Annotated in this window: 15 protein-coding genes; 13 read left to right on the forward strand and 2 right to left on the reverse strand. The window is 58.2% G+C overall.

What is annotated here, in order from left to right; all coding sequences use genetic code 11:
• The first annotated feature begins 28 nt into the window (after positions 1-28).
• The 7 genes from I5192_RS09605 to mdoH all read left to right on the forward strand — a co-directional run bounded on the left by I5192_RS09605 (position 29) and on the right by mdoH (position 9,529).
• Complete coding sequence (locus tag I5192_RS09605; protein ID WP_170512176.1) at positions 29-493, forward strand: DUF302 domain-containing protein; 465 nt, start codon at positions 29-31, stop codon at positions 491-493.
• A 79-nt stretch (positions 494-572) separates the two neighbouring features.
• Positions 573-2,192: a thiamine pyrophosphate-binding protein gene (locus tag I5192_RS09610; RefSeq protein WP_223116744.1), complete on the forward strand. Its 1,620-nt coding sequence runs from the start codon at positions 573-575 to the stop codon at positions 2,190-2,192.
• Positions 2,179-3,363, forward strand: coding sequence for a CaiB/BaiF CoA-transferase family protein (locus I5192_RS09615; protein ID WP_223116745.1), 1,185 nt, complete (start codon positions 2,179-2,181; stop codon positions 3,361-3,363). Before I5192_RS09610 ends, I5192_RS09615 begins: the two co-directional genes overlap by 14 nt.
• A 180-nt stretch (positions 3,364-3,543) precedes the next feature.
• Positions 3,544-4,914: a tetratricopeptide repeat protein gene (locus tag I5192_RS09620; RefSeq protein WP_223116746.1), complete on the forward strand. Its 1,371-nt coding sequence runs from the start codon at positions 3,544-3,546 to the stop codon at positions 4,912-4,914.
• A gap of 33 nt (positions 4,915-4,947) precedes the next feature.
• A complete protein-coding gene (locus I5192_RS09625; protein WP_170594865.1) occupies positions 4,948-6,165 on the forward strand; it encodes an OpgC family protein in 1,218 nt (405 codons plus the stop codon).
• Entirely contained in the window at positions 6,162-7,661 is a 1,500-nt protein-coding gene (locus tag I5192_RS09630) for a glucan biosynthesis protein (protein ID WP_223116747.1), read from the forward strand. Before I5192_RS09625 ends, I5192_RS09630 begins: the two co-directional genes overlap by 4 nt.
• On the forward strand, positions 7,658-9,529 hold the full coding sequence (mdoH, locus tag I5192_RS09635; RefSeq protein WP_170563640.1) for a glucans biosynthesis glucosyltransferase MdoH: 1,872 nt from the start codon (positions 7,658-7,660) through the stop codon (positions 9,527-9,529). The genes I5192_RS09630 and mdoH overlap by 4 nt, the downstream gene beginning before the upstream one ends.
• Here mdoH and I5192_RS09640 read toward each other — a convergent pair whose 3' ends face one another.
• Positions 9,530-10,345, reverse strand: coding sequence for a PHB depolymerase family esterase (locus I5192_RS09640; protein WP_223116748.1), 816 nt, complete (start codon positions 10,343-10,345; stop codon positions 9,530-9,532).
• Complete coding sequence (locus I5192_RS09645) at positions 10,342-10,815, reverse strand: rhodanese-like domain-containing protein (protein ID WP_170732875.1); 474 nt, start codon at positions 10,813-10,815, stop codon at positions 10,342-10,344. The genes I5192_RS09640 and I5192_RS09645 overlap by 4 nt, the downstream gene beginning before the upstream one ends.
• Positions 10,816-11,035: 220 nt before the next feature.
• Between I5192_RS09645 and I5192_RS09650 the strand changes: the two genes are divergently transcribed.
• The 6 genes from I5192_RS09650 to I5192_RS09675 are packed head-to-tail and all read left to right on the forward strand — an operon-like array spanning position 11,036 to position 16,957.
• Positions 11,036-13,906, forward strand: a complete 2,871-nt coding sequence (locus I5192_RS09650) for a monovalent cation/H+ antiporter subunit A (protein ID WP_223116749.1) — start codon at positions 11,036-11,038, stop codon at positions 13,904-13,906.
• The gene (locus I5192_RS09655; RefSeq protein ID WP_170391885.1) at positions 13,906-14,265 is read left to right on the forward strand and encodes a Na+/H+ antiporter subunit C; all 360 of its coding nucleotides are present in this window, start codon (positions 13,906-13,908) and stop codon (positions 14,263-14,265) included. The genes I5192_RS09650 and I5192_RS09655 overlap by 1 nt, the downstream gene beginning before the upstream one ends.
• Positions 14,262-15,800, forward strand: coding sequence for a monovalent cation/H+ antiporter subunit D (locus I5192_RS09660; RefSeq protein ID WP_223116750.1), 1,539 nt, complete (start codon positions 14,262-14,264; stop codon positions 15,798-15,800). Before I5192_RS09655 ends, I5192_RS09660 begins: the two co-directional genes overlap by 4 nt.
• Positions 15,800-16,297, forward strand: coding sequence for a Na+/H+ antiporter subunit E (locus I5192_RS09665; RefSeq protein ID WP_170392908.1), 498 nt, complete (start codon positions 15,800-15,802; stop codon positions 16,295-16,297). Before I5192_RS09660 ends, I5192_RS09665 begins: the two co-directional genes overlap by 1 nt.
• Complete coding sequence (locus I5192_RS09670) at positions 16,294-16,563, forward strand: K+/H+ antiporter subunit F (protein WP_170391889.1); 270 nt, start codon at positions 16,294-16,296, stop codon at positions 16,561-16,563. Before I5192_RS09665 ends, I5192_RS09670 begins: the two co-directional genes overlap by 4 nt.
• A 7-nt stretch (positions 16,564-16,570) precedes the next feature.
• A complete protein-coding gene (locus tag I5192_RS09675; RefSeq protein ID WP_170401276.1) occupies positions 16,571-16,957 on the forward strand; it encodes a Na+/H+ antiporter subunit G in 387 nt (128 codons plus the stop codon).

Raw genomic sequence — 16,957 nt, forward strand, 5'->3', positions numbered from 1 at the left:
TTCCCCAGTCAACAGGAAGGGAAAGAACATGAGGGCGCTTTGGGCTGCGATCTGCCTGCTGGCGATGCCTGCTTGGGCCGACGGCATCGAACCTCTTACTGGATGGGCGGTTTACTCCAGCGGAAAAAGCTATGAGACCCTCGTGGATGACACAAAGGCCGCGGTAAAGGAAAACGGCCTGATCGTTGTGACACAGGCCGGGCCGACCAAAGCGGCGGCCTCGCGCGGTATCACCATTCCGGGCAACCGGGTGATTGGCGCATTCAACAACGATTACGCAGTTCGGGTTCTTGAAACCTCGACCAACGCGATGATCGAAGCGCCCATCCGTTTCTACGTGACCGAGAACGAGGACGGCACTGCAACCCTTTCTTACAAGACACCAAGCTTCGTCTTTGCCCCTTACGCAGACGAGGGCGGAGACGCTCTGCGCGAGATTGCCACAGAATTGGACGCAAAGTTTCAGGCCGTAGCGGAAAACGCCGTCAAATAGTCACACTGACGTGAACCTGCTTGCGTCCGGACGCGTCCTCCGCAATCTGCTGGCAGATAACTTTGTCGGAGCTTGATTAATGCAGGACTTGTCTCCCCGCGCTGCGGATTTGTTGGCACAACGCCTTTTCGAGGCCGGATGCCGCCATGCGTTCGGAATGCCCGGCGGCGAGGTTCTGACATTGGTGGATGCGCTGGAACGCGCGGGCATTGCTTTCCACCTTGCAAAACACGAAAACTCTGCAGGTTTCATGGCCGAAGCAGTCCACCATCGCGATGGTGCACCTGCAATCCTCGTGGCCACACTCGGGCCCGGAGCGATGAACGGGATCAATGTGGTCGCCAACGCCCTGCAGGATCGGGTGCCGATGATCGTGCTGACCGGATGTGTCGACGCGGATGAGGCGTTGACCTACACCCATCAAGTGATGGATCACGCGCAAGTCTATCGCTCGATCACCAAAGGCAGCTTTATGCTGACGGCCGACGGGGCCGATATCATCGCCGACAAGGCGGTATCGCTTGCCAACCAAGCGCGCCCCGGCCCGGTACACATCGATGTGCCTATCTCGGTGGCCGATACGCGCGTATCAGGGGTTAAACGTCGTCGACTGGCAAAAGTTGCTCCTGTCGCGCCTGGCGCGGAATGTCTGGAAAAGGCCCGCCGCTGGGTGGCCGAGGCTGAGCGACCTTTGGCGATCATCGGTCTTGATGTTCTTTACGACGACTCGCGCTGTGTGGTGCGAGCATTTCTAGAGCATTTCAACATTCCCTTTGTCACCACCTACAAGGCCAAGGGGGTGGTGCCCGAGGATCATCCACTCTGCCTGGGCGGGGCGGGTTTGTCTCCGCTGGCCGATAAGCATCTAGTCCCGCTGGTGGAACAGGCTGATTTGGTACTGTGTTTGGGATATGACCCTATCGAGATGCGCCCCGGCTGGCGCGAGATCTGGGACCCAGAAACCAAGCGCGTGATCGACATATCAGCCGTGGTGAACGATCATTACATGCATCAGGCTGGGCTAAATCTGGTCGCCGACACCGGCGCAACGCTTGAGGCCATTGCCAAGGGCAACCCTGCCGGCAAGACCTGGCCGAATGGTGAGCCTGAACAGGTCAAGGCTGCGCTGGCGAATGCTTTTCCGACAGATGAAGACTGGGGACCGGCGGCGATCATCGCAGAAACTCGTGCCGTTCTGCCACCCGAGACCCTCGCCACGGCCGACAGCGGCGCGCATCGCATTCTGCTCAGTCAGATGTGGGAGTGTTCGGAGGCACGAGGGTTGATCCAGTCCTCGGCGCTCTGCACCATGGGGTGTGCCGTTCCGATGGCGATCGGTCTGAAAATGGCCGAACCGGATCGCCCCGTGATCAGCTTTTCTGGCGATGCCGGCTTTCTGATGGTTGCTGGAGAGCTGTCGACTGCCGCCGAATTGGGTGGCAACCCAATCTTTCTGGTCTTTGTCGATGCCAGCCTTGCGCTTATCGAACTGAAACAACGCCAGCGCCAGATGGGCAATCGCGGAGTGGACTTTGACCGCCATGACTTTGCGGCTTTAGGCCGCGCATTCGGCGGTTATGGTCACACAGTTCGTAGCCGCGACGATTTGCGGGCTGCATTGGATCAGGCGTTGAAAGCAGACAAGTTCACTGTCATTGCTGCGGAAATTGACCGTGGAGGATATGATGGCCGCATCTGAAGGACCGCTGAAAGGCGTCAAGGTACTGGACCTGTCTCGCATTCTGGCAGGACCCACTTGTACGCAGTTGTTGGGCGACCTTGGCGCTACCGTCATCAAAGTCGAAAACCCGGCGACCGGTGGTGATGATACGCGGCAATGGGGCCCTCCTTACGCCGAGGATGCGGATGGCAACCGCTCAGACCTGAGCGCATATTTCATGTCCTCCAACCGCAACAAGAAATCGGTCGCCTTGGATATCGCAACACCCGAAGGACAGGCAGAAGTCCGACGCCTAGCCTCGCACGCTGATATTCTGATCGAGAATTTCAAGCCCGGTGGACTGGCGAAATACGGGCTCGACTACGCAACCTTGTCCAATGAGTTTCCTGACCTCGTCTACTGTTCGATCTCAGGCTACGGGCAGACAGGCCCAAACTCATCGAAGCCCGGATATGATCTTATGGCGCAAGGATATGGCGGGATCATGTCTCTGACCGGAGACGCCGACGGCGCGCCGATGAAAGTAGGCGTCGGAATTGCTGACGTGATGTGTGGTATGTATGCCTGCGTTGGTATTCTGGCTGCGCTGCGTCATCGCGACATGACTGGCGAGGGTCAGCAGATCGATCTGGCGCTGGTGGATGCACAGATCTCTTGGCTGATCAATGAAGGCGTGAATTATCTGACCTCGGGCGAAGTGCCTCAGCGGCGCGGCAACGGGCATCCCAATATTGTGCCTTACGAGGTCTATCAGACGACGGATGGGCACGTGATTCTGGCCGTTGGAAATGACAGTCAGTTCAAAAGATTTTGCAGCTTCATCGAAAAGCCAGAGCTTGCCAACGATCCCCGATTTGCCACCAACCCGGCCCGTCTTGAAAATAGGGATGCGTTGAATGCGATCCTGCGCCCGGCAGTTCAGGCGCTGGATACAGGCAGCGTCATCGCGGGGCTTGAAGACCTGAAAGTCCCTGTTGGCCCGGTGCGGACGCTCGATCAGGTTTTTGCCTCGGATCAGGTCGCAGCCCGCCAGATGCAGATCTCGATGCAAGCTGAGCCTGGCGAGGTGCAACTGATCGGGAATCCCCTGAACCTGTCACGCACGCCTGTAACATATCGCAGCGCACCACCAGTCTGTGGGGCTGACACACAGGCTGTTCTGAACGCGGAAAACCCCTTCGAAGATTGAAACACTCTGCCCGTTTAGGCGGCAAGTTGCTGAAACATGCCCTTGAATCGGCGGTTTTTTTCGCGTTTCTCACACACGGGATTTCACCAATTCGAGAGCAGGGTCGATACTGTTACGACCCGGCTGCACACTCTGTTACATCGAACAGTGTAGAACGTCGCAATCAGATTGGACCCGAGTATGAAACAAGACGTCTTTGGACAGATGAACACCCTGAACCAGCCCGCAAGCGTCGAGGCATGGGATGGTGTTCTCCTTGGGTTCATGGCGCATGCCGCTGTAACACCGCAACATCTGGGCAAGGTGCTGGAGCTTGAGCCGGACTTTGCGCTGGGCCATGCGGTCAAAGGGTTGTTCATGGTTCTGCTGGGCCGGCGTGAGATGATCGCGGTCGCTGCCGAAGCGCTGAGTGCCGCGAATGCAGCGATGGAGCGTCAGCCAGTTTCAGCCCGGGAAAGGCTATATGTCGAGGCGCTTGGTTTGTATATGGCCGACCTTCCATCACAGGCCGTTCAGAAATTTGAAGCGATTCTGCGAGCGCACCCAACTGATACTCTGGCCATGAAGCTCAGCCATGCGACGCGTTTCGTTCTGGGCGATGCGGCGGGGATGCGTCGGTCGATCGAACGGGTGATGCCAGCGTATGAACCCGACCACGCCGGACGTGGATACTTGCTGGGGTGCCACTCGTTCGCGCTGGAGGAAACCGGCGCCTACGAGAAAGCCGAGATCGCCGGTCGTCAGGCCTTGTGGATGGTTTCGGACGACGCCTGGGGATTGCACGCTGTAGCGCACGTGCACGAGATGACGGGCAACGCGCAGCTGGGACTGGACTGGCTCGCGGGACGCGAGGACGCTTGGGCGCATTGCAACAATTTCCGCTATCATGTCTGGTGGCACAAGGCGCTGATGCATCTGGATTTGGGGCAAGTCGATCAAGTTATGGCGCTTTACGATCATCACATCCGCCAGGACAAAACCGACGACTATCGCGATATCTCGAATGCAACCTCGCTGCTGTCCCGGCTAGAGCTTGAGGGCGTTGATGTTGGCAACCGCTGGGAAGAACTGGCCGATCTCAGCGCAGCACGAACCGAAGACGGATGCTTGATCTTCGCCGATCTTCACTACTTGCTGGCATTGACCGGGGACAAACGTTCGGAGGCTACGGCAAATATGCTGCAGCGTATTCAAAATGACGCCCAGCGCAATCAGGGTGACACGCCGATCCGCATGTCCGACCCGGGCATTGCCGCCGCCAAGGGGCTTGAGGCCTTTGGAGAGGGCCTTTACGGCCAAGCCTTTGATTTTCTTTCAAATGCCCGGGGTGGGATGCAACTGGCGGGTGGCAGCCACGCCCAACGTGATGTATTCGAGCGCATCACCATTGATTCCGGCCTGCGCGCTGGCCGCTTGGATGCTGTCGAGCGCATCCTGGACGACCGCCGCGCCAAACGTGCCGGGGGAGAGGACAATTACGCCCTCGCCCGCCGAGAATTGATCGAGGCCGCACGCGACAGCGGCGACGCACAAAGCGTCCCCGCCGAATAACAACAATAAAAGACCAAGAAGGACAGAAACCGTATGGCGACCGCATCGCCCGCTTCTGATTTTGCTCCGGTGGCGTCTCAGGTCGCCGCCCCCGCCGCTACGCGCGATCCGCGGTTGGATTTCTATCGCGGCATCGCGATGTTCATCATCCTGATTGCCCATATTCCGAACGATCCGTGGGCCAAATGGATACCTGCCCGCTTTGGCTTTTCGGACGCAACCGAGATCTTCGTATTCTGTTCAGGCATGGCTTCGGCAATTGCTTTTGGGGGGGCGTTCATGCGCAAAGGCTGGTGGATGGGCACCGCACGCGTGAGCTTTCGCATCTGGCAGGTCTACTGGGCGCATATCTGCCTGTTCTTCTTTGTCGCGATGACAATGGCGGCCCTGAACCAGAGTGGGCTGTTCGAGAAAAACTATATCTCCTCTCTCAATCTACAGCATTTCTTCAACGATCCGGCGTCACAGATCGTCGGACTGTTCACCCTGACCTATGTGCCGAACTACTTCGATATTCTACCGATGTATTTGGTGGTACTGGCGATGATGCCCCTGTTTATGGGGCTATATCGTATCGGATTCTGGGCGGTCGCCATGGCCTCGGTCACGATCTGGCTCGTTGCACAATTCGACTACCTTGACCTGCCGGCCGAGCCCTGGTCAGAGCGCCAGTGGTTCTTCAACCCATTCGGGTGGCAATTGCTGTTCTTCACCGGCTTTGCGTTCATGCGAGGTTGGATTCCAGCGCCGCCGGTGTCGAAAACTCTGATCTGGGCGGCAGCATTGTTTTTGATCTTCTCGATGCCGTTCGGCTCGTGGAAGGTATTCACTTGGATCAATGCAGCAGCCCCTGATCTGGCTGATGAGATTCGCAAGGTCTGGCCAGTGACCAAAGAATTTCGCGACAAGACCGACTTTGGTCTATTCCGATATCTGCATTTTCTGTCGCTTGCCTATCTGGGTTGGGTTATCGCCGGTGAGCATGGCCGTCGCCTGATAGCGACCGGTCATGGGGCAGCCGCAAAGGTCTGGCAGTTCCTGCTGACCATCATCACCAAAGTGGGTCAGCAATCGCTCGCGGTGTTCGTATTTTCTATGGCAGCAGCACGACTTATCGGCGTCGGACTGGACCTGAGTGGGCGGGATGTTGCCAGTGTGTTCATCGCCAACATGATTGGCTTTGCCATGATCATCGGCGTGGCTTATCTGGCCGCCTGGTTCAAGTCACAACCTTGGAAATCAAAGAAATGAACTTTACACGTCGCGCTTTTCTCGCCTCATCAACCGCTCTGGCCTTCGCCCCAGCGGCATATGCCACAGGTGGAGAGACCCCGTTCAGCCGAGACGACGTCATCGCAATGGCCCGCGACCTGGCCAGCCGTGATCATGCCGAGCGTGAGATGGTTCCGCAGGAGTGGCAGGACCTGACGTATCAGCAATACCGTTCAATCCGGTTCCGGCTGGATCGCGCGCTGTGGTATGAGACCGAGACGCCCTTCAACGTCGATTTTTTCACGCCGGGCCTGTATTTTCCACGCACAGTGAAAGTATCGACCGTCGAGGACGGTATGACCAAGCCGGTCGCCTTTGATCTGGCCATGTTCGATAAGTCTGAAGACGTACCTGAGCTGCCCATTGACGACACGCTGGGCTTTTCAGGTCTACGCCTGCGTACTGAGATGCACCGCCCTGGCGAGACAGACGAGTTCTGCGTTTGGCAAGGGGCCAGCTATTTCCGCGCCATCGGTTTGCACGAAGTCTATGGCCTTTCGGCCAGAGGGCTCGCCTTGAAGACCGGCGATCCAGATGGCGAGGAATTTCCCGAATTCATTCGTTTCTGGTTGGAGCGTCCAAAACCGGATCAACGTAACATGGTCGTTCATGCGCTCATGGACAGCCCCAGCGTTACAGGGGCCTACCGCTTCCAAGTTACCGCCGGTTCAGATTGCGTGATGGATATTGAAGCCACCCTGTTCCCACGTACCGAACTGCCCCATGTCGGCATCGCGCCCGGCACATCTATGTTCCTGTTCGATCAAACCAATCACAGCCGTTTCGATGATTTTCGCCCCGCAGTGCACGACAGTGACGGGTTGATGATCCGCAACGGCGCAGGAGAGGTTCTGTGGCGCCCGCTTGCGAACCCGACTCGCCTGCAGATATCGTCTTTTGTCGACACAAACCCCCGCGGCTTTGGCCTGATGCAACGCAAGCGCAAGTTCTCGGACTATGCGGATCTTGAAGCCAATTATCACAAACGCCCAAGCTTGTGGGTCGAACCCAGCGAAGACTGGGGTAAAGGCACTGTCACGCTTGTCGAAATCCCAGCGGATCAGGAGATTTATGACAACATCGTCGCCTATTGGCGCCCGATGGAACCCTACGCAGCAGGCAGCCAGATTGATCTGTCCTATCGCCTGATCTGGGGCGAGGAACCGCAGCACACCCCTATGGCCCGCGTGATCAACACCGCGATGGGCGACAACACGTTCGGCGAGGGCCGTTTGGCTGTGATTGATTTCGAAGCCAGTGAGCTGCTTGACGATCCCGAGGCCATCACGGTGTTTGTCGACTCGCCCCATGCCGAAACTTCAGAAGGCGTTCTGCAGCGTAACCCAGACACGGGCGGGTTGCGGCTGGCGTTCTCATTCGAACCAGGCGAACGCAACCACGTGGAACTGCGCGCGCAGTTGCTGAAAGACAAACAACCAGCCTCTGAAGTCTGGCTTTACCGTTGGACCATATGAACCGCGATCTTCATATCATGCCGCCCGAGGCCCCTCTGGCGATGCCAGCGCAGAACTTTGCGCAGGGATTCCGCGATGCGCAGGTACCTGCCGGGGGTCGAATTCCCTCTGTCGGGTTCTGGCGCGCGCTGGTCTTCTCACCTGCCATGGCGGCGGCTTTGGGCCTGCTCTGGGTCATGTCCGACTGGTTCAGCGCCGAAGGGATTAATCTGGTCGAAGGTATCCTGCTGACGCTAATCTCGTTCAATTTCTTCTGGATTTCCTTCACGGTGTGCACCGTGCTGCTGGGCATGGTCTCGCTGTCCCGGCAAGAGCAGCCAAAGCGTGAAGGACGCTCGCAACCGTTGCGCGTGGCGCTTTTGACGCCTGTCTATAACGAGGTGCCGTGGAACGTGCTGGGGAACGCCCGCACGATGCTGGAAGACCTGCAGAAACGCGGTGGTCAGCACCACTATGCCATGTTCATTTTATCCGACACGCGCGACCCCGAGATCGCCGCGCAGGAACAGGCCAGCGTTGAGGCGTTGCGGACCACGCTGGCACCGGGGCTTGAACTCTATTACCGCCGCCGCCCCCAGAATACGGATCGCAAGGTCGGTAATATTGCCGATTGGGTCAGCCGCTGGGGCGCGGACTGGGATGCGATGTTGGTGCTGGATGCCGACAGCCTGATGACGGGTCGCGCGATCTCGCGTCTGACCGATGCGCTAGCCCGCGATCCCGGCGCAGGCCTGATCCAAAGCTATCCGCAGCTGATTGGCGCGCAATCGGTCTTTGCCCGGATGCAGCAGTTTGCCAACGGCGTCTATGGTATCGCCTTTGCCGAAGGCCTCGCGCGCTGGTGCGGGCAAGAAGGCAATTATTGGGGCCACAACGCCATCATTCGCACCTGTGCATTTGCTTCTAGCGCAGGTCTGCCCAAGTTGCGGTCGCTCAACGGACAAGACAAGCTGATCATGAGCCACGATTTCGTCGAGGCCGGATTGCTGCGCCGCGCAGGATGGGCCGTGCGCTTTCTGCCGCGCATACGCGGATCATATGAAGAAACGCCCCCCACCCTCATTGACCACGCAATGCGCGATCGCCGCTGGTGTCAGGGCAACCTGCAGCACCTGAAACTGCTGGGTTCGACCGGCTTCCGCGCAGTCTCGCGGTTCCATATGTTCCACGGAGCGGTCGGATATCTGATGTCGCCGCTATGGTTCGCACTTTTGGTGATGTGGGCCTTGATCGGTCAGGGCAAGGACGCCTCGGTCCTGCATTACTTCAGCCCGGACAATCCGCTGTTCCCGCAATGGCCAGAAATGTCCGAAACACGGCATGTGCTGATCATTCTGGTGATGTATGCGATGCTATTGGCGCCCAAGGTTTTGGGCGTCGCTGCCCTGCCCCTCAGCGGTGTGCGCTATTCCGATTTCGGCGGAACGCGAAAATTCTTCACTTCATTTCTGTCCGAAGTCATCCTGTCGATCCTCTATGCCCCTATACTTATGGTGCAGCAGATGATTGCAGTGTTCCGCACCGCGTTGGGCATTCAAAAGGGCTGGTCCCCGCAAGCGCGCGATGGTGGCAGCTACGGGCTGCGCACGCTGATCCTGTGCCACAGCCTTGAGACTATCATCGGCGTCGCGCTTAGCGTTGGCATCCTCGCCGGTCTGGTCTCGGTCTGGCTGGCCCCGATTGCGATCAGCCTAGCACTGGCGATCCCATTGTCTGCGCTTAGCGGCGTATCGGCAGGTACCGCGCGCCGTATGGTTGGTATGCGCGAAGATGTCAGCGAGCCTGCAATTACACGCTCGGCCCGGCGCTATCGCGATGAGTTGAAGCGATTGATCGAAGGCAAGGGCGTGATCACACCGGCGGAATGATCACCCGCCGGGCAAGCCTTCGTACCAGTCTACCATCATATCAGCCCAGCCGTTTGGCACCGTATGGCCGCCCGGGAACAGAGCAAATTCCAACGCGCTACCTTCGGCACATCCCATCCAGTTGCGACGCATAAACTGGCCCGTGGTAGAAAACCCGCTGGGCTTGGTATCGGCACACTCATTGGCGACCCGCCAGATTTCCAATCCGGCAAAGATATCGCCCTGGTGGAAACGGCCTCCGCCCAAAAGGCGGCCCTCCAGCGGCACCACATTGTCCGTCCAACCATGGGTGTGGAACATGCGTACCGGACCATCACAGCTTTCGGGATGTGGCCGCCAGAACCCGCCTGAAACCGGGACATAAGCAGAAAATGAATCCGGCGCAGCGCAGGCGAGGTAATAAACCATGAACGCGCCAGCCGAGAAGCCGCCCAGCACCACGCGATCCGGGTCGATATCAAACCGGTCGGCAGCGTCCTGCACTACTTCACGAAGAAACGCGGGTTCATCCCGACCTTCCCAACCGGGAAAGAAGTTCCAGCTTTTTCGGCCGTTTCTCTCGGACCCTTCCGGTGCCATCACCGCGTAGCCGCGCGCCAGCAGTGGCTCGACCATGGATCGGTTCTTGAGCGTACCGGTGGCGCTGCCGCCATAGCCGTGCAGGAACACAACCAGCGGAGGGTTCTCCGCTTTCGGCAGTTCGATGTGATATTCGCCTGATGCGGTTTCGCACATCCCCTCGGTATCGCCACAAGCCGCAAGGCCGGGTTGCCCGGCAAAAACAAAGCACGCGGCCAACCAGTGTCTGACACTCATCCCGTTTCCTCTTCATAAGCGTTGACAGGCAACCCAGCCCGCACCCAACCGGGCCCGGCCGCCGAACCCAGCATGCCCTCGGGTACGTCGATGATATTGGTAAATCCAGCCTCGGTCAGTCGATTGCTTAATCGGGCCGAGCGCACCCCGCGTGCACAGATCAGTGCGACAGGTGCAGATCGGTCCCCCCCGAGCAGGTGGTCCAAGGCCTGCACGAAATCCTCACGGCGCATGTCGAGCGGATGGGCCGCTTCGGCGACCCCGGTCGCCCGCCATTCGCGTGGGGTTCGGATATCGATAAGATGGATCGCGCCGTCGAGAGCCTGCTGATGGGCGGTGGCCGCCGCAATCTGACCACCAGCATAGGCCTGCGGGATCAGCCGGTATTCGCGGATTGCGAAACCCGCTGCAATAGCGGCCCCTCCGCCCAATAGGACCCATCTGCGGGTTCGGCCTTTCCCTTCTGCCATGCGGCACTCTCCTGCATTGTCAGATCGGTATTATCATATGGCAATTCGCGACGCTTTCAGGAAATCCAACCCTCAGATCAAGTTCGCGTCATAGTTACACAGGTAGATCACGTCCAATATGTGCGCTTTAGGACCTTTCGGAACCTTGCAATTTCCGGACAGTCAATAAATTATCCCTAGCAATTCAGTCATATTGACCGCACAGACCGGAGTATCGCACTTGTCCCTATTCCTTATCGCGGCCCTTCCCTTCCTCGGAGCTGTCTTTCCGGCCCTCCTGATCCGGGCAGGACGAAACGCAGCAGCATCAGCGGCTGGGTTGACCACCTTCCTCGCGTTGATGGGATTGCTGATCCACATTCCCAGCGTCATGCGCGGTGATGTTGTGACCGCGCGGTTCGACTGGATACCCGGGCTTGGACTAAACGCGAACTTCATGCTGGACGGTCTGGGTTTCTTGTTCGCCTTGCTGATCCTGGGCATCGGTCTTCTGATCATCCTCTACGCACGATTCTACTTGTCGCGCGAGGATCCGATGGGGCAGTTCTATACCTATCTGCTGCTGTTTCAGGGCGCGATGGTGGGAATTGTTCTGTCCGACAATATCCTGCTTCTGCTAATATTCTGGGAACTTACGTCGCTCAGTTCATTCTTGCTGATTGGTTACTGGAAGCACTTGCCCGAGGGTCGTCAAGGCGCGCGTATGGCTTTGGCCGTGACCGGTTCGGGCGGGCTGGCGATGATCGCAGGGATGCTTATCCTCGGCAATCTCGTGGGATCTTATGACCTGAGTGTCATTCTGCAGAACAAAGAGCTGATCCAGTCCTCGCCGTACTACCTTCCTGCGCTGATCCTGATCTTGCTTGGCTGTTTCACCAAATCGGCGCAATTCCCGTTCCATTTCTGGCTGCCGCACGCGATGGCGGCTCCGACGCCAGTGTCGGCCTATCTGCACTCGGCCACAATGGTGAAGGCAGGCCTGTTCCTGATGGCCCGGATGTGGCCGGTTCTGGCGGGTACGGATGCGTGGTTCTACATCGTTGCCACTACCGGTTTGATCACCATGCTGCTGGGTGCCGTGATTGCGCTGTTCAAGGATGACCTAAAGGCGCTGTTGGCGTTTTCGACGGTGTCCCATCTGGGTCTCGTGACGATGCTACTGGGCTTTGGCACGACGATCGCCGCTGTTGCAGCCGTCTTCCACATCATCAACCACGCGACGTTCAAGGCGGCCTTGTTCATGACCGCCGGGATCGTGGACCACGAGACCGGCACACGCGATGTCAAACGGCTGGGTGGTTTGCGGCATCTGATGCCGATCACGTTTACTATCGGCACAATCGCTGCCCTGTCGATGGCCGGTCTGCCACCGCTGAATGGTTTCCTCTCGAAAGAGATGATGCTGGAAGAGACAGTCCACACGACTTGGCTTAACTCGCCTTACTTGGTACCCGGCTTGGCGCTTTTGGCTGCGCTATTTTCAGCGGCCTACTCCTTTCGCTTTGTCAGCCATGTCTTCCTTGGGCCCGAGCGGGACGATTACCCCGCGCATCCGCATGACCCGCCTGTCGGTCTTTGGTTGGCGCCGGCGTTCCTTGTGGTGCTGGTTGTCCTGATCGGTCTTTATTCCGCAGCCATTGTTGGCCCGCTTGTCGTGGTTGTCTCCAGCGCGGTGATCGGGGGCGAGAAGCTGCCTTATTACTCGCTGAAACTGTGGCACGGCTTTACACCTGCGCTTTACATGTCGGTGGTCGCGACGCTGGGAGGCCTGTTCCTGCTGTCGTTGCACAAACGCGGCGACCAGATATGGAACGCCCTGCCCCGGCCCGAGGCAAAGGTGATCTTCGAGGCAATCATCGACGCGCTGACCCGTCTCAGCCGCTGGATTACGGACGAGCTGCATAATGGTGTGCTCAGCCGATATGCGATCATCTTCGTGGCTTTTGTCGTTGGGCTTGGCTACTACGCCTACACCACCGGCACCATTGGCGTTGAAACACGCGTACCGCTTGAGGCTCAGGTCATCCCGATCATCGGCTGGATCTGTCTGGTGGGTGCGACGCTGGCGATCATGTGGTTCCACCGCAACCGCCTGCTGTCGCTGGTGTTGATCGGGGTGGTTGGCCTGATCGTTTCGATGGCATTCAACTACCTATCTGCCCCTGATCTGGCGCTGACACAGATTTCGGTCGAAGTGGTGACGATGATCCTGCTGTTGTTGTCGCTGAACTTTCTGCCGACCGATACACCCTGGGACAGCAGCGCGGCACGGCGTTGGCGTGATGCGGCAATTTCGGTGGTTGCCGGGATCGGCTCAGGCGCTTTGATCTATGCGCTGATGATGCGGGATTTTGCTTTCCCAACGATCTCGGAATTCCATCTGGCCAATTCGTACAAAGGTGGCGGTGGCACCAACGTCGTGAACGTGATCCTCGTCGACTTCCGGGGTTTTGATACCTTTGGCGAGATCATCGTGCTGGGCATCGCAGCCCTGATCATCTACGCCCTGACCGAAGCAGTGCTGAGCACCAACGTGCGCAGTTACCTGCTGAACCGTAAACCACATTGGCCGCAGTCGGGTGACTCTCACCCATTGATGATGGTGGTCGTCACCCGCGTGATGATGCCCATCGCATTGATGGTCGGGGCCTATATCTTCTTCCGAGGCCACAACCAGCCCGGCGGCGGCTTCATCGCAGGCCTCATCGTCGCGATCGCCTTCCTGATGCAGTACATGGCCAGCGGCTATACCTGGGCGATTGAACGGCAGAGATTCTATTATCACGGCACCATCGGCTGGGGCGTATTGATCGCTGCTGCCACCGGTTTGGGCGCATGGTTCAATGAACGCCCATTCCTGACCAGCGATTTCGGCTATATCCACTGGCCCCCGCTAGAAGAATTCGAATGGGCAACCGCGATTCTGTTCGATACCGGCGTCTTCCTTGCGGTACTGGGCGCTGTGATGCTGGCGCTCGACAGCCTGTCGCGCTTCGCGTGGCAGCCGGGAATGGCACAAGAATTCCCGATGGATATCAACCCGCTGCGGGATAGCCCTCAGGATGAAGATAACGAGAAGGAGCAGGCCTGATGGAAGCGCTCGTAGCCTCTGCCGTAGGCGTCATGACCGCCGCCGGGATATTTCTGATCCTGCGTCGTCGTACATTCCCAGTCATTCTGGGCCTGTCCCTGATCACCTATGCGGTGAACGTGTTCCTATTCGCCACCGGGCGGCTGGCGCTGAACGCACCTGCCGTTCTGAACAAATATGAAGATGTCCCCTATACCGACCCGCTACCGCAGGCGCTGGTGTTGACGGCCATCGTGATCTCATTCGGGATGACGGCGGTGATCGTGATGATTTCGCTGTCCGCCTATCTGTCCTCGAAGGATGACCATATCGATATGAGCGCAAGCGATAGCGTGGACGCACCGGGAGAAGACGCATGAACCATTGGATCGTCGCGCCGATCGTCCTGCCCGCGATCCTGGCCCCGTTTATCATTATGGTGTTGCGATATCATTTGGACCTTCAACGCATCTTCTCGGTCGCCGGCGTCGTGGGATTGCTGGGTATCGCCTTGACCATTACCGCCCAGGCATCGGGTGGCGAGGTTCAGGTCTATGAGCTCGGCAACTGGCCCGCACCGTTCGGCATCGTGATGGTGTTGGACAAACTTTCGGCCATGATGGTGTTGTTGACGGCCCTGCTGGCCCTGCCGGTTGTCCTTTATGCCATCGGCTCTGGCTGGGATGAGAGAGGCAAACACTTCCATGCTCTACTCCATTTTCAGCTAATGGGTGTCTGCGGTGCTTTTCTGACCGGCGACGCCTTCAACCTCTTTGTGTTTTTCGAGGTCCTGCTGATTGCCTCTTACGGCCTCATGACGCATGCAGGTGGCGCAGTGCGGTTGAAGGCCGGTGTTCAGTACGTCGCCTATAACCTGCTCGGCTCGACCTTGTTCCTGTTTGCCTTGGGCACGATCTATGCTGTGACCGGCACGCTCAACATGGCTGATCTGGCCGTTCGCGTGGCCGATATCCCACCCGAAGACACCGCCTTGCTGCGGGTTGGAGCAGTCTTGCTATTACTGGTTTTCTGTATCAAGGCCGCAGTGTTGCCACTGCATTTCTGGCTTCCTGCAAGCTACGCAAATGCGCCGCTGCCCGTTGCGGCGCTGTTCGCGATCATGACCAAAGTCGGTGCTTATTCGATCCTGCGGGTCTATACGCTGGTCTTTGGGCCCGATGTAGCCGCAACCGAAGGGCTAGTCGGTAGTTGGCTACAACCTGCAGCACTGCTGACATTGGCCGTTGGCGCTATTGGCATTCTGGGCTCGCGACATATCGCGCGAATGGTGGCCTTTTGCGCCATCGCGTCGATGGGCACATTGCTGATTGCGATCTCGTTGTTTAGCGAGGCCGCGACGGCGGCAGCGCTCTACTATATCTTCCATTCGACGCTGGCGACGGCCCTGTTGTTCCTTGTCGCGGACATGGTAATGGAGCGCCGTGGCGGAGCCATAGCCCCTTCGACGCCGATGCCGCAATCCGGTCTGATCTCAGCCCTGTTCTTTGTCGGCGCCATCGCGATGGCTGGCATGCCGCCACTATCGGGCTTTGTGGGCAAGCTGCTGGTACTGGACGCCTCACGTGGCGCGCCCGATGCAAATGCGGTCTGGGCCGTGATCTTGATCGGGTCGTTCGTCACAATCGTGGGTCTGGCCCGCGCGGGAACGCTGATCTTCTGGAAAAGTCACGACGCCCAACATAATGTGACGCCTGAGCCAACCGAAGAAGCCGGCCTACCAACCGCGCCCGAGCCCTATCCGGGCCTCGCCTTTACTTCGGTGTTCGGGGCGGTTCTGGGACTTGTGCTGCTGACGCTATTTGCAGGTCCGGCGCTGCAATATGCCAGCAACACGGCGGTGCAACTGTTCGCGCCGGAAGATTACATTTCGGCCGTGCTGGGAGGGGAAGAATGATGAAGCTTCTGCACCGTATATTTCCGCATCCCCATCTGACCGCACTACTTACACTGGTGTGGGTGTTTCTGGCAAACACCGGGTCTTTGAACTCGGTGGTCTTTGGCCTGCTACTGGGCATCATCATTCCGTTTATCACTCAGCCCTATTGGCCGGATCGCCCGAAACTGCGCAATTGGCCGATGGTGGCGGAATACATGTTGGTTGTCTTATGGGATATCGTGATGGCCAATATCGCGGTGGCCCGGATCATCCTGTTCAAACGCGACGCAGACCGCCAGCCAAGCTTTGTCAGCGTGCCGCTGGAACTGCGCACGCCCGAGGCCATCACAGTTCTGGCCGGAACCATCACCATGACCCCCGGCACCGTCAGTTGCGATTTGTCCGCACAAGGGCACTACCTGCTGGTTCATTGTCTGGATGCACCGAACCCCGAAGAGGTGCGCGACCAGATCAAACAACGCTATGAGCGCCGCCTGAAGGAGATTTTCGAATGATCACTTATGCGATCTATTTTGCTTTTGCCTGCTTCGGCGCTGCGATCATGATGTGCTTGTGGCGTATCATTACAGCCGACGGTGTCGGTACGCGCGTTCTGGCTCTGGATACCATGGTGATCAACACCATCGCTCTGCTAATCCTTTACGGCTTGAGTATCGAGACCGAGATCTTCTTTGAATCCGCCATGATAATCGCCATGCTCGGCTTTGTTTCAACCGTGGCTTATGCGCGCTTTATGCTGCGTGGCAATATCATCGAATGAGCGTGGCATGACCTTTATCTTCGAACTGCTCATCGCATTCTTCCTGATCGTATCGGGCATTTTCGGCTTTGTCGGATCATTCGGCATGATCAAGCTGAAAGACCCCATGTCCCGCCTGCACGCACCCACCAAGGCAACTACGCTGGGCGTGGGCGGCGTCCTACTGGCCTCGATCGCGCATTCGGTTTTGCTTGAGGGCAAACTGTCGATGCACGAGTTGTTGATCACGCTCTTTCTGTTCCTGACGGCCCCGATCACGGCCCTGTTCATTGCCAAATGGCACATTCATCGCCATGAAAAACCCAGTGATCTACCAGACGCAGGCGAGGATGAGCTTTGGGCCACCCACGCGGTCGAACAGGTCGAGGACGTCCCGGACCACAGTACGAACTGA

Origin of the sequence: Ruegeria sp. SCSIO 43209, from assembly GCF_019904295.1 — a bacterium.
Taxonomy (GTDB): Bacteria; Pseudomonadota; Alphaproteobacteria; order Rhodobacterales; family Rhodobacteraceae; genus Ruegeria.

Bases quoted from the DNA above. Each gene is read 5' to 3' on its own strand.
- I5192_RS09605 (WP_170512176.1), top strand. From the start codon at position 29: ATGAGGGCGCTTTGGGCTGCGATCTGCCTGCTGGCGATGCCTGCTTGG.
- I5192_RS09610 (WP_223116744.1), top strand. From the start codon at position 573: ATGCAGGACTTGTCTCCCCGCGCTGCGGATTTGTTGGCACAACGCCTT.
- I5192_RS09615 (WP_223116745.1), top strand. From the start codon at position 2,179: ATGGCCGCATCTGAAGGACCGCTGAAAGGCGTCAAGGTACTGGACCTG.
- I5192_RS09620 (WP_223116746.1), top strand. From the start codon at position 3,544: ATGAAACAAGACGTCTTTGGACAGATGAACACCCTGAACCAGCCCGCA.
- I5192_RS09625 (WP_170594865.1), top strand. From the start codon at position 4,948: ATGGCGACCGCATCGCCCGCTTCTGATTTTGCTCCGGTGGCGTCTCAG.
- I5192_RS09630 (WP_223116747.1), top strand. From the start codon at position 6,162: ATGAACTTTACACGTCGCGCTTTTCTCGCCTCATCAACCGCTCTGGCC.
- mdoH (WP_170563640.1), top strand. From the start codon at position 7,658: ATGAACCGCGATCTTCATATCATGCCGCCCGAGGCCCCTCTGGCGATG.
- I5192_RS09640 (WP_223116748.1), bottom strand. From the start codon at position 10,345: ATGAGTGTCAGACACTGGTTGGCCGCGTGCTTTGTTTTTGCCGGGCAA.
- I5192_RS09645 (WP_170732875.1), bottom strand. From the start codon at position 10,815: ATGGCAGAAGGGAAAGGCCGAACCCGCAGATGGGTCCTATTGGGCGGA.
- I5192_RS09655 (WP_170391885.1), top strand. From the start codon at position 13,906: ATGGAAGCGCTCGTAGCCTCTGCCGTAGGCGTCATGACCGCCGCCGGG.
- I5192_RS09660 (WP_223116750.1), top strand. From the start codon at position 14,262: ATGAACCATTGGATCGTCGCGCCGATCGTCCTGCCCGCGATCCTGGCC.
- I5192_RS09665 (WP_170392908.1), top strand. From the start codon at position 15,800: ATGAAGCTTCTGCACCGTATATTTCCGCATCCCCATCTGACCGCACTA.
- I5192_RS09670 (WP_170391889.1), top strand. From the start codon at position 16,294: ATGATCACTTATGCGATCTATTTTGCTTTTGCCTGCTTCGGCGCTGCG.
- I5192_RS09675 (WP_170401276.1), top strand. From the start codon at position 16,571: ATGACCTTTATCTTCGAACTGCTCATCGCATTCTTCCTGATCGTATCG.